The organism is Loktanella fryxellensis (genome assembly GCF_900110065.1).
Taxonomy (GTDB): Bacteria; Pseudomonadota; Alphaproteobacteria; order Rhodobacterales; family Rhodobacteraceae; genus Loktanella; species Loktanella fryxellensis.
This window is the reverse complement of sequence record NZ_FOCI01000002.1, coordinates 105,842-123,293: the sequence shown is the minus strand read 5'-3', so window position 1 is coordinate 123,293 and position 17,452 is coordinate 105,842. Positions and strand designations below refer to the sequence as shown.

Genomic DNA, 17,452 nt, shown 5'->3' with positions numbered 1-17,452 from the left:
GGGGATCGATCGATGATCGCAGGCTTTACCCGATCCTTCGTCCCGATCGGCGAGGTCACGCTGTCGGTGCACCGCGCCGGGCGCGGCGTGCCGCTGATCCTGCTGCATGGCTATCCGCAGAACCACCATTGCTGGGCGCGTGTGGCACCGCGGTTCGCGCAGGATTTCGACGTGATCGTGCCGGACCTGCGCGGCTATGGCGACAGCGACGCGCCGGCGGACGATGCGGACCACACGACCTATGCCAAGCGCACGATGGCCCGTGACATCGTGGGGCTGATGGATGCGCTGGGACTGGACCGCGCTCATGTGCTGGGTCACGACCGGGGCGCGCGGGTGGCCTATCGTCTGGCGCTGGATCACCCGGAAAGGGTGCGCCGCCTCGGCATCATCGAGATCGTGCCGACGGGCGATTTCTGGGCAGGCTGGACCGCCGATCTGGCGATGAAGGCCTATCACTGGACCTTCCTCGCGCAGCCCGCGCCCCTGCCGGAACGGATGATCGCGGCGGATGCGGCGGGTTACACGGACTGGACACTGACCGCCTGGACACGTGCGAAATCCCTGGATGTCTTTGCCCCGGACGCGCTGGACAGCTACCGCGCACAGATGGCGGGACGGGCGGCGGCGATGTGCGCCGACTACCGCGCAGGGGCCACGACCGACCGGCGGATCGACGACACCGACCGCGCGACGGGTGCGCGGATCTCGGCCCCGTTGCATTTCCTGTGGGCCGAGGCGGGATTCCCCGCCCAGACCGGTGATCCGCTGGCGATCTGGCAAAGGTGGGCGTGGCAGGTGACGGGCAACGCCTGCCGGTCCGGCCACTTCGCGATGGAGGAGAACCCGCAGGCGGTGCTGGATGCCTTCGTGCCGCATTTCAGACAAGATTAACCGTTTGTGCACGAACCCCATGCAAATATCCCGTGGGAATGGTAGAGAGGTCGACAACGGGTCGGGGGCGATCCATGTGAGGCGCCAACATGCTTGCGATCATCGGTTTACTCGGACTTGCGATGTCGTCCTTCGTCATGGTGGGGGATGTCGCGGCCAGCGACGACACCGATCCGGCGAACGATCCGCAGCGGCCAACGGACGACGCGGGTCAGACCACTGATCTGGTGACGATGGTGTCGGACATGGACGGCGATGCGGGCGCCGGCGGCGTCCTGACGGATGATTCCGACGATGGTGCCGGTGCAGGCGCCATTCTGGCCGACGATGGCAGCGCGACGACCGATCCGGACGTCGATTTCGGCGACGACCTGTTGTCCGATGCAGGCAGCGAACCGGACACGTCGGATGACATCGGTACGGACATTGACACGGTGCCGGGCGTGACCGACGACCTTTTCCCCCTGCCCGGGGTCGAACCGCTGCCAGTGGTGGAGCCGTCCATCCGCACCGGCACGATGGACGCTGATGAAATTGCGGGCGACATGCAGGACGACGACATCTTTGCGGATGCGGGGGACGACACCGTCTTCGGCAATCTGGGGGACGACCGGGTGGACGCCGGGGCGGGCCACGATCAGGTCCATGGCGGCGACGGCGACGACTTGCTGCTGGGCGCGGATGGCGACGATGTCCTGATGGGCGGCTGGGGCGATGACACGCTGGTCGGCGGCGCGGGCGCGGACACCATGATGGGCGGCGGCGGCAATGACCTGCTGGACGGACGCACAGATGACGATGCGGCAGGCCGCGATGGGGCGGACGATCCGTCGGTCGTGACCGCCGATTATCTGAATGGCGGTGCCGGCAACGACCGGATCGTGGCCGGCCATGGCGATCACCTGAACGGCGGCGACGGCGCGGACACGTTCGACCTTTTGCAAGGGGGCAATGCCGTCATCGACGACTTCGACGCCACGCAGGATGTGATCGAGGTGAGTTACACGGGCGACGTGCCGACCCTGTCCACCATCACCGATGCGGATGGCCTGACCCTCTTGGCCGACGACGCGGTGGTGGCACGCCTGTCCGGCGTCGCGACCCTCGATCTGTCGCGGGTCGTGCTGACCGCGATCTGACGCAGCCCCAAGGCAAAGACGCTTTCCTTTCGCGGATGATGCGCCTATAGGCGCGTATCCACCCTCCAAGGGCCTTTCTGGACGACATCCCGGATTGCGCCATCACCTTTAACCAAGGAGACCCCGATGTCGATTACCGCCGAAGAAAAAGCCCGCGTCATGAAGGACTATGCGACCAAGGAAGGCGACACCGGTTCGCCCGAAGTCCAGGTCGCCATCCTGTCGTCGCGCATCGCGACGCTGACCGAGCATTTCAAGATGCACAAGAAAGACAACCACGGCCGCCGTGGTCTGCTGAAGATGGTCGCCCTGCGCCGCAAGCTGCTGGACTATACCCGCAGCAAGGACGAGGCCCGCTATCAGGACCTGATCAAGCGTCTGGGTCTGCGCCGCTAACGCGGACAGGCCACGACGACGAAGGCCCGCCAGACATGGCGGGCCTTTTGCGTTTCCGGACAGTGGCCTCTGCATCAGGTCGAATAGCGGATTGCCACGATCTTCAATTCCGCCACGCCACCAGGTTTGCGCCAGTCCACCACGTCACCCACCCGCGCGCCCATCAGTGCCTGCGCGAGGGGCGAGAAGGGCGCGATGCGGTGCTGCGCGGGATCGGCTTCGTCCTCTCCCACGATACGCCATTCCGTTTGCCGGTCCTCGTCGTCCAGGACGGTCACGCTGGCCCCGAAGGCCACGGCATCTGCGTCCTGGGCTGCCGGATCGACCGGGATCGCGCGGTTGATGCGCCCCTCCAGAAACCGGATGTCGCGTTCCGCCATGGCGCGGGGTACCTTGGCCGCCAGACTGTCGCGCGGCAGGGCTGACAGATCTGCGTGCCGGTCGCGCAACTGTTGCTGCAATCTGACCAAACCCGCTGGCGTCACATAATTTGGATGCGGGCTTTGCGGCAGATCGTCCAGCCGGTCGGCCTGCGGTCCTTCGTCTTCTTTGGTGAATGCCTTGTTCATGCGATGGGAACGTGCGGTCCGTCCCGTTGTTCCACCCGATGCAGGCACAGGCGGGTCATGACCATGGCTATGATCATCCCTCGTAAGCCGATCAACAGGGCCATCATCGGGATATTCAGCGTGAACCATCCCACACCGTAGATCGTGAGGATCATCAGTACGGACCATCGCCGCCATCAGCACAGCCGGACCGACCGCCATCCCGTATGATGCCTGTGCGTTTGCGACCGAGAATGTCGTCGCGACACCGAATCCCTCCGATAACGGACCGTCGCGGATGAACCCGCCCAGCAAGAGCGCGGGGTTCGACGGGCCAAAGGTCATGAACAGGGCCACTTTCCACACCCGCGCAGGGCTGCGCCACGCGAGCGGTCGTGGGTGTGGACTGTTTCCTCGCATCGGCGGTGCGCTTCGAGCTGGCTGTGTCATGACGCCTGCATCGCAGTTGCGATGGGCGGACTTGCGGCGCGGGTGCGCCCCGCGACAGTCCGCTTTCTTTTGCGCCGCTTTTCCTGTAAGGCCCCGCCATCTGTGACGTAACGCATCAGACCCCGGCGTTAGGCAAAGGACAGGGGTCGGCGGCAATGGGGCCGCCAGTCAACGGGCGACCCGGACCGCCGGGCGCCCTACATGAAAGACGATAGATGTTTAATGAAGTGAAGAAATCCATGCAGTGGGGTCAGGAGACCCTGACGCTCGAGACGGGCAAGGTTGCCCGTCAGGCCGATGGATCGGTCATTGCGACGCTGGGCGAGACCTCGGTCATGGCGAACGTGACCTTTGCCCGCAAGCAAAAGCCCGGTCAGGACTTTTTCCCGCTGACCGTTCACTACCAGGAAAAATACTACGCAGCCGGCAAGGTGCCCGGCGGCTTCTTCAAGCGTGAAGCCCGCCCGACCGAGAAGGAGACGCTGACCGCGCGCCTGATCGACCGGCCGATCCGCCCGCTGTTCGTCCCCGGCTTCAAGAACGAAGTGCTGGTGATGTGCACCGTGCTGTCGCACGACATGGTCAACGATCCCGACATGGTCGCGATGATCGCAGCCTCCGCCGCGCTGACGATCTCCGGCGCGCCGTTCCGTGGTCCGATCGCGGCCTGCCGCGTCGGTTTCGTCGATGGCGAATACATCCTGAACCCCGAAATCGACGACATGATGAACCTGCGGTCCAAGGCCAACCAGCGGTTGGATCTGGTCGTCGCGGGCACGCAGGACGCGGTCATGATGGTCGAGTCGGAAGCCTACGAGCTGACCGAAGACGAGATGCTGGGCGCCGTGAGCTTTGCGCACGAGCAGATCCAGCCGGTGATCGACCTGATCATCGATCTGGCCGAAGACGCGGCGAAGGAGCCCTTCGACTTCACCCCCGCCGACTACTCTGCCCTGTCCGCCGCCGTGAAGGCCGCTGGCGAGGACAAGATGCGCGCCGCCTATGCGATCATCGACAAGCAGGAACGCACCGCCGCCGTGCAGCAGGCCAAGGACGACATCGTCGCCTCCCTGTCCGCAGAGCAGCAGGAAGACGGCAACCTCGGCCCCGCGCTGAAAAAGCTGGAATCCGCCGTGCTGCGCGGTGACGTCGTCAAGAACGGTCGCCGCATCGACGGTCGCCGTCTGGACGAGATCCGTCCGATCGTGTCCGAAGTCGGCATCCTGCCCCGCACCCACGGGTCGGCGCTGTTCACCCGTGGCGAGACGCAAGGCCTGGTCGTGACCACGCTGGGCACCGGCGACGACGAGCAGATGATCGACGCACTGACCGGCATGACCAAGACCAACTTCATGCTGCACTACAACTTCCCCCCGTATTCGGTGGGTGAAGTGGGCCGCGTCGGCTCCCCCGGCCGCCGCGAGATCGGTCATGGCAAGCTGGCATGGCGTGCGCTGCAGGCCGTGCTGCCCGCCGCGACCGACTTCCCCTACACCATCCGCATCGTGTCCGAGATCACCGAATCGAACGGCTCGTCGTCGATGGCTTCGGTCTGTGGCGGTTCGCTGTCCATGATGGACGCTGGCGTGCCGCTGAAGGCCGCCGTGGCCGGTGTGGCCATGGGTCTGGTGATGGAAGAGGACGGCAGCTATGCCGTGCTGTCCGACATCCTGGGTGACGAAGACCACCTCGGCGACATGGACTTCAAGGTCGCAGGGACCGAGAACGGCATCACGTCGCTGCAGATGGACATCAAGATCGCAGGCATCACGCCCGAGATCATGAAGAAGGCGCTGGAGCAGGCGCGCGCAGGTCGTCTGCACATCCTGGGCGAAATGGGCAAGGCGCTGACCGGCGCCGGCAAGTTCAGCGTCCACGCGCCCAAGATCGAGACGATGCAGATCGCCACCGACAAGATCCGTGAAGTCATCGGATCCGGCGGCAAGGTGATCCGCGAGATCGTCGAAGTCTCCGGTGCCAAGGTCGACATCAACGACGATGGCGTGATCAAGATCGCATCCAACGACGCGGACAAGATCAAAAAGGCCTACGACATGATCTGGTCGATCGTGGCAGAGCCGGAAGAGGGCAAGGTCTACAAGGGCACCGTCGTCAAGCTGGTCGATTTCGGCGCCTTCGTGAACTTCTTCGGCAAGAAGGACGGTCTGGTGCATGTCTCGCAGATCGAGAACCGCCGCCTGAACCATCCGTCGGATGTGCTGAAGGAAGGCCAGGACGTGTGGGTCAAGCTCTTGGGCTTCGACGACCGCGGCAAGGTGCGTCTGTCGATGAAGATGATCGACCAGACCACCGGCGTGGAAATGGCCGAGGCCCCCGCAGAGGCCTGAGCCTTGCGGATGTGAGACTGGACGGCCCCGGCAGCGATGCCGGGGCCGTTCGCATGTGGGGCCAGCGGTCCGATGGGGGCCCCGCCTGATCCGTGCCGCGCGGATACTTGCAGCCGGACGACGCAGGGCGCTTGCGCATGGGCAAGGCGCAGCGGATGGTGACGCTCTGACGGAGTGTCTGCCGATGCGTTTCCTCCATGCCGCCGACCTGCACCTCGATTCGCCGCTGCGGGCGCAGGCGCTGAAAAACCCGCTGCTGGCGGGCGCGCTGCGCCATGCGTCGCGCAGCGTGCTGGCGCGGATCGTGGATCTGGCCATCGCAGAAGAGGTGATGGCGCTGCTGCTGGCGGGCGACGTGTTTGACGGCGGTGTGGTTGATGTGACCAGCCGCGCGGCGCTGGTGGTGGAACTTGCGCGGTTGGGGCGGGCCGGTATCCCTGCGGTGATGATCCGTGGCAACCACGATGCGCTGCTGGATCTGGAACGCTACGGCCCGATCGGACCGTCGGTCACCGTCCTGACGGCGGCCCGACCGACGCTGGATCTGCCCGGTGTCGCGATCCACGGGATCGGGTTCGAGACGCGGCACGTGCAGGACAGCCTTCTGCCACGCTATCCGCGCGCCACGCCGGGTGTCGTGAACTTGGGTTTGATGCACACGTCGCTGGGCGGCTCGCCCGACCACGATCCCTATGCTCCCTGCGCCGAGGCGGATCTGCTGGGCCACGGCTATGACTATTGGGCGTTGGGGCATATCCATCAGCGGTTCGAGCGGCGCAGCGACTCCTGTCTTGCGGTGATGCCGGGCATTCCGCAGGGACGCAGCATCCGCGAAACGGCCGGCGGGTCCGTGACGCTGGTCGACATCGGACTGGACGGGATCAGGGCCACACCGCTGGCCGTCGACCTGATGCGGTTTGCCACCGTCACCGTCGATCTGGCGGGCGCAGGCGACGCGGCGCGGGCCATTTCGGACGCCTTGCTGGCTGCACGGCCCGCCGATGCCGCGCTTGCGGCACGGGTGGTGTTGACGGGGGCGGCAGCGCTGGCCGGCGACCGCGCCTATGCCCGCGCGCTGGTCGAGCAGGCGGCGGAGGCCCTGCCGGATGTGCACATCGAAACCGTCCAGCTGTGCGAGGTCGGACCGCACACCGCGCCCGGTGTGCTGGCCGATCTGGCGGCGATGATGCAACAGGATGCCGCATCGCCCGGCGTCCGCGACGAGGCGGCGGCGGCCCTCGACGACTGGCGTCGCGCCCTGCCCCGCGACGTGGCCCATGTGCTGAGCGATGCCGTCCTCGACGAACTGATGGCGGAGGGGCGCGATGCCGTGGTGCATCGCCTCGCGCGGGCGGCGGGCCGCGGATGAGGCTGCGACGGCTCGACCTGATCCGTTACGGGCGGTTTGCGGATGTCGCGCTCGATTTCGGGGCGCGGCCTGCCGGACCCGATGTCACGGTCGTGTATGGACCGAACGAGGCGGGCAAGAGCACCGCGTTTGCCGGATGGCTCGATTTCCTGTTCGGATTGCCGAAGGGGGAGCATCCCCACGCCTTTCGCTTCGACCGCAAGGAGCTGATGGTGGGTGCCGTGATCGAGACACAGGATCAGATGCTGACCCTGCGCCGCACGGGGGCCACCAAGGAACCGCTGACCGACGAACAGGGCCGCATGGTCGAGGAAAACCGGCTGACGGCGCTGTTGTGGGGCCTTGACCGGGCGGCCTATCGCACGCGGTTTTCGCTAAACGATCAAATCTTGCGCGACGGTGGCGCAGAGATTGCGGCGGCGCAGGGCGACCTTGGGCAGTTGCTGCATGCGGGCACATCCGGCCTGTCGGGCATCACCGCAGAGCTGGACGCGATCGAAGAAGAGATCGACAAGTTTCACAAGAAGCGCGCCAGTTCCAGCATCCTCGCGAAAGCCAAGAAGGATCTGGCCGAGATCGAGGCGCAGATCGCGGACGCACGGCTGGACCCCCGGCTCTGGGACAAGCTGCAGGCGGACGTCGCGGCGGCGGCGGATGCAGAGGTCGCGGCGCGGGCAGACAGGACTGCGGCGCAACAGGCCTGCGCCCTGCGCCGGGCCGCGGATGGGGGGCGCGACCTGACCCGGCGGATGGCAGAGATCGACAGCGCACTGGCGGATCTGCCCTCCGGCCCGACCCTCCCCCACGGGGCAGAGGCGCGGCTGACAGAGGCATTGACCCGGCGCGCGACGGCCGCACAGGCGATTGCAGCCGCGCGGCAGGCCGGCGACGCCGCCACCGCCGCGCTGGCCGACCTGCCGGCGGACCCCGACGGGGCGACCGTCGCGGCGCTGTTCGATACGGTCATGGATGCCACGTTCGAGGACGGCCAGAAGCTGGAGGCGCGTGCGCAGACGGCGGCGGCGGACATCGACGGATTGCGCGGCAGACGCGATGCGCTGGATGCACGCATCGCAGCCCTTGCGACGCGGATCGCCGGCCCGGACGCCCGGGCCGACGACGTGTCGATGCCGCGGGACAGGATGGCCCGGCTGGTGACATCGGCGCAGGCGGCGCGGGATGCGGACCGGGAACGGGCCAGCCTGGCAGCGCAATGCGACCGCATGGCCAGCCTGCTGGGCCCCGAACCGGTCGTCCCTGACGCGGCACCTGCCCTGGCGGCCATCCTTGCGGCAGCGGATCGCGGAACCGACGATCTTGCGGCCCTGCAGGCGCAGGCGGCAGTGCTGGCCCTGACGGCCCGGACGGCGGCCCTTGGATTGGGGCCGGACTGGGCCACGGCGGTGGCCACGGGCCTGCCGCCCGATGCGGCGCTGGTGGCACTGGCCGTGACCGATGACCGGCTGCAGCAGGCCTATGATGCGACGGCGCGCGCATGGCACGAGGCGGCAGAGCTGTTGGCGAGCCTGCGGGCCCGCGACGACGCGATGGCCGACGCGGACACCGTGGTCACCGATGCGGCGCTGGAGCAGGCCTTGGCCGCGCGCGACGGGGCGTGGCAAGTGCACCGCGATACGCTGGACCCTGTGACGGCTGACGATTTCGCCCTGACGCTGCGGACCCATGACGATCTGCGGGATCGTCATGCGACCATGGCCGAGGCACGGGTCCAGCTGGCGCAACGCCGGATCGAACTGGCACGGGCAGAAGCCACCGAAACCCACCGCAAGGCGGCGCTGGATCTGGCTGCGGCGGCACTGGCAGATGGTCGCACGGATGTGGCGCAGATGGCGGACCGGTTGGGTCTGGCCCCCGACAGTCCGGTGGTGTCCCTGCGCGACAGGCGGGCGGCGCTGTTGGCCGCGGCACAGGCGGCAGAGGCATTGCAGACCGCGGATGCGGCGGTCGCACAGGCCGTCACGCGGCAGGCCGGCCGCGATGCGCAGCTGGTAGCGGTTCTGCACGATCTCGGCCACACGGTGGGTGCGGACCGGATGCTGTGGCACACGGCCCGCCGTGTCGCCGCCGAACTGGCCCAATCGGGCGAACAGGCGCGCGCGCGCGCCGCTGCGGCCCAGACACTGAACGGCCTGATCCGGGACCAGATCGAGGCGGCGGACAAGGCCAAGGCTGCCAACGACGCCTATCGGACCGCCACGACCGACCTGTGGTGCCGTGAGCTGAGCGCCGATGCCTTTCTGGCGCTGCGCGGCGAACTGGACGATCTGGCGGCGCGCACGCAGGAACGTGCGGATCTGGATCAGCGGATCGGTCGCCTTGCCACGGCCCTTGATCATTTTCACCGGCTGACGGCGCCTTTGGTGGCGGTGCTGGCACTGGCGCAGGATGCGGACCCGACCGCCATTGTCGGTGCGGCGCGCCTGCGCGCGGACGCCGCCAAGGACATCGACCGGCGACGCCGGTCGCTGGAGGACGACGTCCGCACTGCGACGGCGGCGGTCGCACAGCACAGCGCCACCCGGGACGGCTGCGACGCCGTGATTGCGCAGGTGCTGAATGGACAGGACACCACGGATGCGCCGCCGCAGGATGCAATCGCGCTGCTGGTCCGACGCGACGCGCTACGCGCCAGCCGCGATGCGGTGGCCAGCGAACAGGCGCGCAACGCAGAAGGCTTCGATCCCGCCGGTCTGTCACGCGAGATTGCGGATGCAGACCCGCTGCGCAGCGGGCTGCTGATCGAGGCGTTGGACCTTGCCGATGCCGCGCACGAGGCCGCGATGGCGCGCCTGACGACGGCGCGTCTGTTGCTGGATCAGGCCCTGTCGCGCGACGGGGCGGCGGCGTTGCAGCAGGACCGCGCCACGATGCTGGAAACGCTTGGCGATGCAGCACGCGCGCAAGCGACCCAGATGCTGGGATTGATGATCGCTCGCGGTGCCTTGCGGCGGTTCCGGCGTGACCGGCGCGGAACGCTGCTGCAGGCCTCGGAAGCGGCCTTTACCGCGATGACCGGTGGCGAATGGTCCGGGCTGGATACGCAGCAGATGGGCCGGACGGAGCGCCTGATCGGCGTACGCGGCGGCCATGGTGCGCATGTGGCGGTCGACGCCATGTCCACGGGCACGCGCGGGCAGTTGTATCTGGCGCTGCGGATCGCAGGGCATGCGGATTTCATCGCCCGCAACGGCCCGTTGCCGTTCGTGACCGACGACATCCATGAGACCTTCGACGACGACCGTGCACAGGCCGCGATCCGTCTGGCGGGTGAAATGGGGCAGCGCGGTCAGGTGATCCTGTTCACGCACCACCGGCATCTGGTCGATCTGGCGCGCGACGCCATCGCCGGTCTGCGCGTCATCGATATCCCGGCGGCATAGTCGTCAGGACAGGCTGTCGTCGAACGGAATGCCAAGGTCGAGCAGGGCCGAGACGGGCGATGCGCAGCGCAGCCCCATGTCCGCATTACGCGCCACGTCACGGGCTAGTGCGAAACCCGCAAGGATGCGGTCCAGCCCGGCGATGATGCCGGATGACGCGGTGTCGCCAGCAGTTTCGTAGAACCGCGGGGTCGCCGCGTTGGTCAGGTCGATCCCCGCCAACAGGATGTGGTGGGGTCGCGCGGCCAGCGCGATCTGCAGCGCCGAGAATGCGACCGTGCCCACGATGACCACACCGCGATCCGGGTCGCGACTGAGGGCCGCCTGTCCGTCCCTGCACAGGACACCGTCCAACACGCGGTCATCCAGCCTGCGTCGCGGTGCGTTCACAGGCTTTGCGAGGTTGTCGATCAGCGCAACGGCACGCCTGCGCAGCAGGTTCGGGTCGCGCTCTGCCACCGCCCGCAGGGCAGCCGGCGACAGCATCCACGGCAGGGTGGACGGCAGCCGGGCCAGCATGGCGATGTGGCGAAAGACGAAACGCTCGTCCTCGACCGCGACGGCCAATGGCGACACTTGGTCTGACAGACTGGCAGCGCCGTTCACGAGGATCGCCGTCCGGGGTGGCAAACGCTCCGGGTGCTGGGCGGCCAGCGACGGACCGCTGCCGACGATTGCAAGCTGACCGGCCTGCTGTGGCATCAGTGCGGACGGCGGCACGAGCGTCAGCAACGGCTTGCCCCGCCAGCGTACCTCCCCGCTGTCGCGGGCGATCGCCAAGTACGGCCACAGGTCCTGCCGGTGCGCCCGCGACGGCCCGGCCAGCAGGGCGGCCAGCCGGACCATACGGCGGCTGAATGGCCGGTCGCCCATCGCCTAGAAGTCGAGGTTTTCGACGTTCAGCGCGTTGTCCTGAATGAAGATCCGGCGCGGTTCGACCACGTCGCCCATCAGCTTGGTGAACAAATCATCCGCCTCGGCCAGATCATCTACCTTGACCTGCAGCAGCGTGCGGGCGTCCGGGTCCAGCGTGGTTTCCCACAGCTGTTCGGGGTTCATCTCGCCCAGACCCTTGTAGCGCTGATAGGACAGGCCACGCTCGCCCTCCTCCAGGATCGCGGCGAGCAGGTCGAGCGGGCCGTGGATCAGCTGGTTGCGGTCGCGACGCACCAGTGTCGCTGGCAGGTCGTAGACGTCCTGCAGGGCCTGCGTGAACGTGCCCGTGCGGCGCGCCTCGCCCGACCGCAACAGGCCGCCGTCCAGTGTGCGGACCTCTTCGACGCCGCGCAGGATACGGGCCAGACGGATGCCATGGTCCTGCGTGATGCGCCCCTGCCAGCCACGTTCCCATTCCAGCGCGATCAGGTTCAGACGCGTCGCCACCTTGTCGGCGACACCCTGCAGGTCGTCGGTCACGGCCCCGGCGGCGAAGGCCCCGGCAATCGCCGCCTGTTCGAGGATATGGCGCGGGTAATGCGTGGGGAACGCGTCCAGCACCCGCTTCAGCTGACGGGCATCCTCGATCACGCGGCGCAGGTCGGCACCGCTGATTTCCTCGCCGTTGCCTTGGCGCAGCATGGCGCCGTCGATGCCCTGTTCGATCAGGTAATCGTCCATCGCCGCCTGATCCTTGAGGTAGACCTCGGACTTGCCGCGCACGACCTTATACAGCGGCGGTTGCGCGATGTAGAGGTAGCCCCCCTCGATCAGTTGCGGCATCTGGCGGAAGAAGAACGTCAGCAGCAGCGTGCGGATATGCGCGCCGTCCACGTCGGCGTCGGTCATGATGATGACCTTGTGATAGCGCAGCTTCTTGATGTTGAACTCGTCTCGGCCGATGCCGGTGCCCAGCGCCATGACAAGGTTGCCGATCTCCTGGCTGCCCAGCATCCGGTCGAACCGCGCGCGTTCCACGTTCAGGATCTTGCCCTTCAGCGGCAGGATCGCCTGCGTGCCACGGTCGCGGCCCGTCTGGGCGGACCCACCGGCGGAGTCACCTTCGACGAGGAACACCTCGGTCTTCGACGGGTCCTTTTCGGAACAATCCTTCAGCTTGCCTGCAAGGAAGTTCACGTCCATCGCCGTCTTGCGCCGTGTCAGATCGCGGGCCTTGCGGGCCGCTTCGCGGGCCAGGGCGGCCTCCACGATCTTGCCGACGACGACCTTGGCGATCTGTGGGTTTTCCTCGAACCACTCGGCCAGCTTCTCGCCCACGAGGTTCTCGACGGCGGGCCGCACCTCGGAGCTGACCAGCTTGTCCTTGGTCTGGCTGGAGAATTTCGGGTCTGGCACCTTGACCGACAGCACGCAGGTCAGCCCTTCGCGGGCGTCGTCGCCGGTAAAGCTGACCTTTTCCTTCTTCGCGATGCCGCTGGACTGCGCATAGTTGTTGATCGTGCGCGTCAGGGCGGCGCGGAACCCGGCCATGTGGGTGCCCCCGTCGCGCTGCGGGATGTTGTTGGTGAACGGCAGCACCATCTCATTATAGCTGTCGTTCCACCACATCGCGACTTCGACCCCGATGTCGTCACGCTCGCCGCGCACATAGATCGGCTCTGGCAGGATCGACGCCTTGGACCGGTCGAGGTATTTCACGAATTCCTTGACGCCGCCCTCGTAGAAGAGCTCGGTCTTCAACGCCTCGGCCGGGCGCAGATCCTCCAGGATGATGCGCACGCCGGAGTTCAGGAAGGCCAGCTCGCGCAGGCGTTTCTCGAGGATGTGATAGTCGAAGTCGCGGTTGCTGAAGGTGGCCAGTGACGCAAGGAACGTCACCTCGGTCCCCTTGCGGCCATTGGCGTCGCCGACGACGCGCAGGGATTCGACCGTATTGCCGCCCTCGAACCGGGCGAAGTGTTCCTTGCCGTTGCGCCAGATGCGCAACTCGAGGAAATCCGACAGCGCGTTCACGACGGAAATGCCGACGCCGTGCAGGCCGCCCGACACCTTGTAGGAATTCTGGTCGAATTTGCCGCCAGCATGCAGCTGGGTCATGATGACCTCGGCGGCGCTGACTCCTTCCTCCTTGTGCATGTCCACGGGAATGCCGCGCCCGTTGTCACCGACCGAGACCGATGAATCCGCGTTGATCCGCACGTAGACATGGTCCGCATGACCGGCCAACGCCTCGTCCACGCCGTTGTCCACGACCTCGTAGACCATGTGGTGCAGACCTGACCCGTCGTCGGTGTCGCCGATATACATGCCGGGCCGCTTGCGGACGGCATCCAACCCCTTGAGGACCTTGATGGAATCGGCACCATAGGCGGCGTTTTCGGCGGCATCGTCTGACATGGGGGCGCGTCCTTGTTCTTGCCCATGGAACATATGCTTTTTTGCAGGGAGTGTCACGCGGAACGCCCCAGATTTCGTGTCAGAGCAGAGGGATGGCGCAACCTAAGGCAATCAGCAAACCGCCCGCGATCCGGTTGGTCCTGCGCACGGCGGCGGGCGAGCGCAGGAGCGCCCGCGCCCGGCCCAGAAACCACGCCAGCGCAAGGTTCCCGGACAGCGGGATCGCCGCCGAGATGCCGCAGATCGCAGCGACGTCGACCCACGTCAGCCGCGTCAGATCGAAGAACCCCGGCAGGACGCCCATGTAGAACAGGATCGCCTTGGGGTTGCCGAGGATCACCGCGAGCCCCGCAAGGAACCCCGCCCAGCGCCCCGGTCGGGTCAGGCGGCTGTTGCTGCCGATGGCGCGTCCTGCGTTGCGGATGATGAGGATGCCCATGACGATGAATGTGGCACTGGCGACCCAGCGCAGGACGGTCATCACCTCGCCATAGACGGACACGACCCACGACACGCCGAGGATCGCCAGAACCGGCCACAGCAGATCGCCGATCACGACGCCGACGGCCAGGGGCCATGCGGCACTGAACCCGCCCGACATGGTCCGCGCCAACAACGCGACCCAGACCGGACCGGGGGTCAGGAACAGCGCAAACTGCGCCGCCGCATAAAGTGCCAGATCCGCGGCAGAGACGGTCATCAGAAGATATGCCCCACCAGATCGACGGGGGCGTCGTCGGGCCAGACCACGTCACCCAGCGGCAGGATCATCAGGGTGTCGTCCCTGCGCTGCACCACGCCGCCGCTGCGCGCGCCGTCAAGTTGCAGGTAGGTCAACGGATTGGCCGCACGCCGGAACCCGTGCCCCGCATAGATCGGGCGATGGCCGAACAGCACCATGAACTCCGCCAGCGATGACCGCGCGTCCACGATGGCGCGGGTCAGCATCGCGCCGGCGATGCCCTGTCCCCGGTTGTCGGGATGCGTCGCCACCTCGGCCACGCCGACGATCGGGGTCAGGCGGTCGCCCACCCGGATCACCCGCAGCAACAGCGCGATATGGCCCACGATGCCACCGGCGCCGTCCTGCGCCACAATCCGCAGATGGTGGTGCTGCTTGTGAAACGACCGCCCGCCGAAACCCGCATCCACGAACGCCACGTCCAGCAGCGCGCCGATCGCCCGGTCCTGCGCCGGGGTCAGACGCATCTCGGTGATCGCGTCGATGCGGATCATGGGACCTCCTCCGCCGTGACGGTCGAGGTGCCGCCCGCGTCGGTCACGCTCAGATACTGCGCACGATTGCCCAGCGTGTCGAACAATGCCCGCTCGGTCCCCGTCATCCAGGCCTGTGCCCCAAGCGCACAGATCTCGTCATAGAGCGCCGCCCGCCGCGCCGTGTCGAGATGCGCCGCCACCTCGTCCAGCAAAAGCACCGGCGCGCGCCCCGTCGCTGCTGCCAGCGCGCGCGCATTGGCCAGGATCAGGCTGATCAGCAACGCCTTCTGCTCTCCCGTCGAACAATCGCGGGCGGCCACGCCCTTGTCCGCATAGATCGCCTCCAGATCGCTGCGGTGCGGCCCCGACAGGGTCCGCCCCGCCGCCAGATCGCGGGCGCGGCCCCTGGCATAGGCATCGCGCAGCGCATCGGCCCCCTCGGCATCGGCAGGGTCCACCAGCGTCAGCGTCGCGGTGGGAAACACCGTCGCCGCCCCCGCCTGCGCCGCCGTCAGCGCCGCCACCGCCGTGCGCCGGTTGCCCTGCACCACGGCCCCCGCCACCGCCATCGCGTCCTCCAGCGCCGCATACCAATGCGGATCGCGCACACCGTCCTTCAACAGCCGGTTGCGTTCGCGCATCGCCTTGTCATAGCGCAAGGTGGCCTCGGCATGGTCCGGCACGAAACTCAGCGTCGCTCGGTCAAGGAACCGCCTGCGCCCATCGGCCCCTTCGATCCATAGCCGGTCCATGGCGGGCACAAGCCACAGCACCCGCAGGATGGACGCCAGCGCCGTCTGCGTCGCCGCCTTGCCGTCGATCTGCACGCTGCGCGCCGCCCCCGCCTCGGCCCCGGTGACGATCTCGGTCAGGGCCCGGCCGTCCGTCACCTCGGCAAAGACGCGCCAGCCCAGCGCCTCTGGCCGGCGCACCAGATCGTCCGGCCCGGCCCGCCTGAATCCGCGCCCCGGCGACAGCAGCGACACCGCTTCCAGCAGATTGGTCTTGCCGGCCCCGTTCGGCCCGTGGATCGCCACAGGCCGACCGTCGGCCACGACAACCGCCCCCAGATGGGAACGGAAGTGCGACACCTGCAGCCGCGCAACGGTCAGTCCGGTCACGGCGCGTCAGCCCTTCTTCTGGTCAAAAATATCCCCGCGCGGCGCGCTTCGGCTCCGCAGGAGGCGAAATCTCAGACCCGCATCGGCATGACGACATAGACGGCGGACATGTCGTTGCCCTCGCGCATCAAGGTTGGGTCGGCAGAGCCGTTGAACATGAAGACCGCATTCTCGCGGTCGACCTGATTGGCGATTTCCAGCAGATACTTGGCGTTGAAGCCGATCTCCAGCCGCTCGTCGGAATAGGCGACGGCCAGTTCCTCTTCGGCGGCACCGGAATCGGGGGCGTTGACCGACAGGACCAGGCGATCCTCGTCCAGTTGCAGCTTGACCGCGCGGCTGCGTTCGCTGCTGACGGTCGCCACCCGGTCCACGGCGCGGGCGAAGGCGGCGGCGTCGACCTCCAGCCTCCGCGTGTTGCCCTGCGGAATGACGCGGGTGTAGTCGGGGAACGTGCCGTCGATCACCTTGGACGTCAGCGTGATGCTGGGCGTGGCGAATCGCACCTTGGTGTCGGACACGCTGACCTCGACCTGCAGATCGTCGTCGTCCAGCAACTTGCGCAATTCGCCCACCGTCTTGCGCGGCACGATCACGCCGGCCATGCCGGCAGCCCCATCGGGCAGGGGCGCGTCGATGCGCGCCAGACGGTGGCCGTCGGTGGCGACACAGCGCAATACCGGACCGCTGTCGCCCTCTGCCACGTGCATGTAGACGCCGTTCAGGTAATACCGCGTCTCTTCGGTCGAGATCGCGAATTTCGCCTTGTCGAACAGCCGCCGCAGCACGGGTGCCGCCGCGGTGAAAGTGGTGGCATAGTCTGAGGTCGCCATCACGGGGAAATCCTCGCGCGGCAACGTGGCGAGGCTGAAGGTCGAACGCCCGGCCTGTATCGTGACGCGGCCAGCGGCACCATCCTCGGTCAGAGTCACGAGCGCGCCGTCCGGCAGCTTGCGCACGATCTCGTTCAGGGTCACGGCGGCGATGGTAGTCGATCCGGCGCGGTCCACCTTGGCGGGGGCGCGGTCCACCACCTCGATGTCGAGGTCGGTGGCGCGGAACTGCACGGTGTCGCCCTCGGCCTCGATCAGTACGTTGGCCAGGATCGGAATCGTGTTGCGCCGCTCGACGACGGACTGGGCCTGGGCGACGGCCTTCATCAGGCTTGCGCGTTCGATGCTGAATTTCATGGGTCTCGCTCCGCCGTTGCACCCGATGTCCGGGACCGCGACGCTACCTCTTTTCGCGCCGCGCTCAAGCCATAACCCGGCGAT

General features: G+C 67.2%; 14 protein-coding genes. 6 read left to right on the top strand and 8 right to left on the bottom strand.

Annotated elements, in window-relative coordinates; genetic code table 11:
• The first annotated feature begins 12 nt into the window (after window positions 1–12).
• From BMX16_RS02975 to rpsO, 3 genes are all read left to right on the top strand, one after another.
• Window positions 13–894, top strand: coding sequence for an alpha/beta hydrolase (locus BMX16_RS02975; RefSeq protein WP_089898560.1), 882 nt, complete (start codon window positions 13–15; stop codon window positions 892–894).
• Window positions 895–983: 89 nt separating this feature from the next.
• Window positions 984–2,033, top strand: coding sequence for a calcium-binding protein (locus BMX16_RS18175; RefSeq protein WP_143057985.1), 1,050 nt, complete (start codon window positions 984–986; stop codon window positions 2,031–2,033).
• Window positions 2,034–2,159: 126 nt separating this feature from the next.
• Entirely contained in the window at window positions 2,160–2,429 is a 270-nt protein-coding gene (gene rpsO, locus BMX16_RS02965; RefSeq protein WP_089898558.1) for a 30S ribosomal protein S15, read from the top strand.
• Window positions 2,430–2,503: 74 nt separating this feature from the next.
• Here the strand turns inward: rpsO and BMX16_RS02960 are convergent, their stop codons facing one another.
• Window positions 2,504–2,998, bottom strand: coding sequence for a GreA/GreB family elongation factor (locus tag BMX16_RS02960; RefSeq protein ID WP_089898557.1), 495 nt, complete (start codon window positions 2,996–2,998; stop codon window positions 2,504–2,506).
• Window positions 2,995–3,153 (bottom strand): hypothetical protein, encoded by a 159-nt coding sequence (locus tag BMX16_RS17525; protein ID WP_177174553.1) that lies wholly within the window; start codon window positions 3,151–3,153, stop codon window positions 2,995–2,997. The genes BMX16_RS02960 and BMX16_RS17525 overlap by 4 nt, the downstream gene beginning before the upstream one ends.
• Before the next feature lie 489 nt (window positions 3,154–3,642).
• Between BMX16_RS17525 and pnp the strand changes: the two genes are divergently transcribed.
• From pnp to BMX16_RS18170, 3 genes are all read left to right on the top strand, one after another.
• Window positions 3,643–5,775, top strand: coding sequence for a polyribonucleotide nucleotidyltransferase (gene pnp / locus BMX16_RS02955; protein WP_089898555.1), 2,133 nt, complete (start codon window positions 3,643–3,645; stop codon window positions 5,773–5,775).
• Window positions 5,776–5,959: 184 nt separating this feature from the next.
• Complete coding sequence (locus tag BMX16_RS02950) at window positions 5,960–7,144, top strand: metallophosphoesterase family protein (RefSeq protein WP_089898553.1); 1,185 nt, start codon at window positions 5,960–5,962, stop codon at window positions 7,142–7,144.
• Window positions 7,141–10,545: an AAA family ATPase gene (locus BMX16_RS18170; RefSeq protein WP_089898551.1), complete on the top strand. Its 3,405-nt coding sequence runs from the start codon at window positions 7,141–7,143 to the stop codon at window positions 10,543–10,545. The genes BMX16_RS02950 and BMX16_RS18170 overlap by 4 nt, the downstream gene beginning before the upstream one ends.
• A gap of 3 nt (window positions 10,546–10,548) precedes the next feature.
• Here BMX16_RS18170 and BMX16_RS02940 read toward each other — a convergent pair whose 3' ends face one another.
• The 6 genes from BMX16_RS02940 to dnaN all read right to left on the bottom strand — a co-directional run bounded on the left by BMX16_RS02940 (window position 10,549) and on the right by dnaN (window position 17,368).
• A complete protein-coding gene (locus BMX16_RS02940) occupies window positions 10,549–11,418 on the bottom strand; it encodes a hypothetical protein (RefSeq protein ID WP_089898549.1) in 870 nt (289 codons plus the stop codon).
• Window positions 11,419–11,421: 3 nt separating this feature from the next.
• On the bottom strand, window positions 11,422–13,839 hold the full coding sequence (gene gyrB, locus BMX16_RS02935; RefSeq protein WP_089898547.1) for a DNA topoisomerase (ATP-hydrolyzing) subunit B: 2,418 nt from the start codon (window positions 13,837–13,839) through the stop codon (window positions 11,422–11,424).
• A 79-nt stretch (window positions 13,840–13,918) separates the two neighbouring features.
• Window positions 13,919–14,539 (bottom strand): LysE family translocator, encoded by a 621-nt coding sequence (locus tag BMX16_RS02930; RefSeq protein ID WP_089898545.1) that lies wholly within the window; start codon window positions 14,537–14,539, stop codon window positions 13,919–13,921.
• A complete protein-coding gene (locus BMX16_RS02925; RefSeq protein WP_089898543.1) occupies window positions 14,539–15,075 on the bottom strand; it encodes a GNAT family N-acetyltransferase in 537 nt (178 codons plus the stop codon). The genes BMX16_RS02930 and BMX16_RS02925 overlap by 1 nt, the downstream gene beginning before the upstream one ends.
• Complete coding sequence (recF, locus tag BMX16_RS02920; RefSeq protein ID WP_089898541.1) at window positions 15,072–16,178, bottom strand: DNA replication/repair protein RecF; 1,107 nt, start codon at window positions 16,176–16,178, stop codon at window positions 15,072–15,074. The genes BMX16_RS02925 and recF overlap by 4 nt, the downstream gene beginning before the upstream one ends.
• 71 nt (window positions 16,179–16,249) lie before the next feature.
• Entirely contained in the window at window positions 16,250–17,368 is a 1,119-nt protein-coding gene (gene dnaN / locus BMX16_RS02915) for a DNA polymerase III subunit beta (RefSeq protein WP_089898538.1), read from the bottom strand.
• Between the last annotated feature and the right edge of the window lie 84 nt (window positions 17,369–17,452).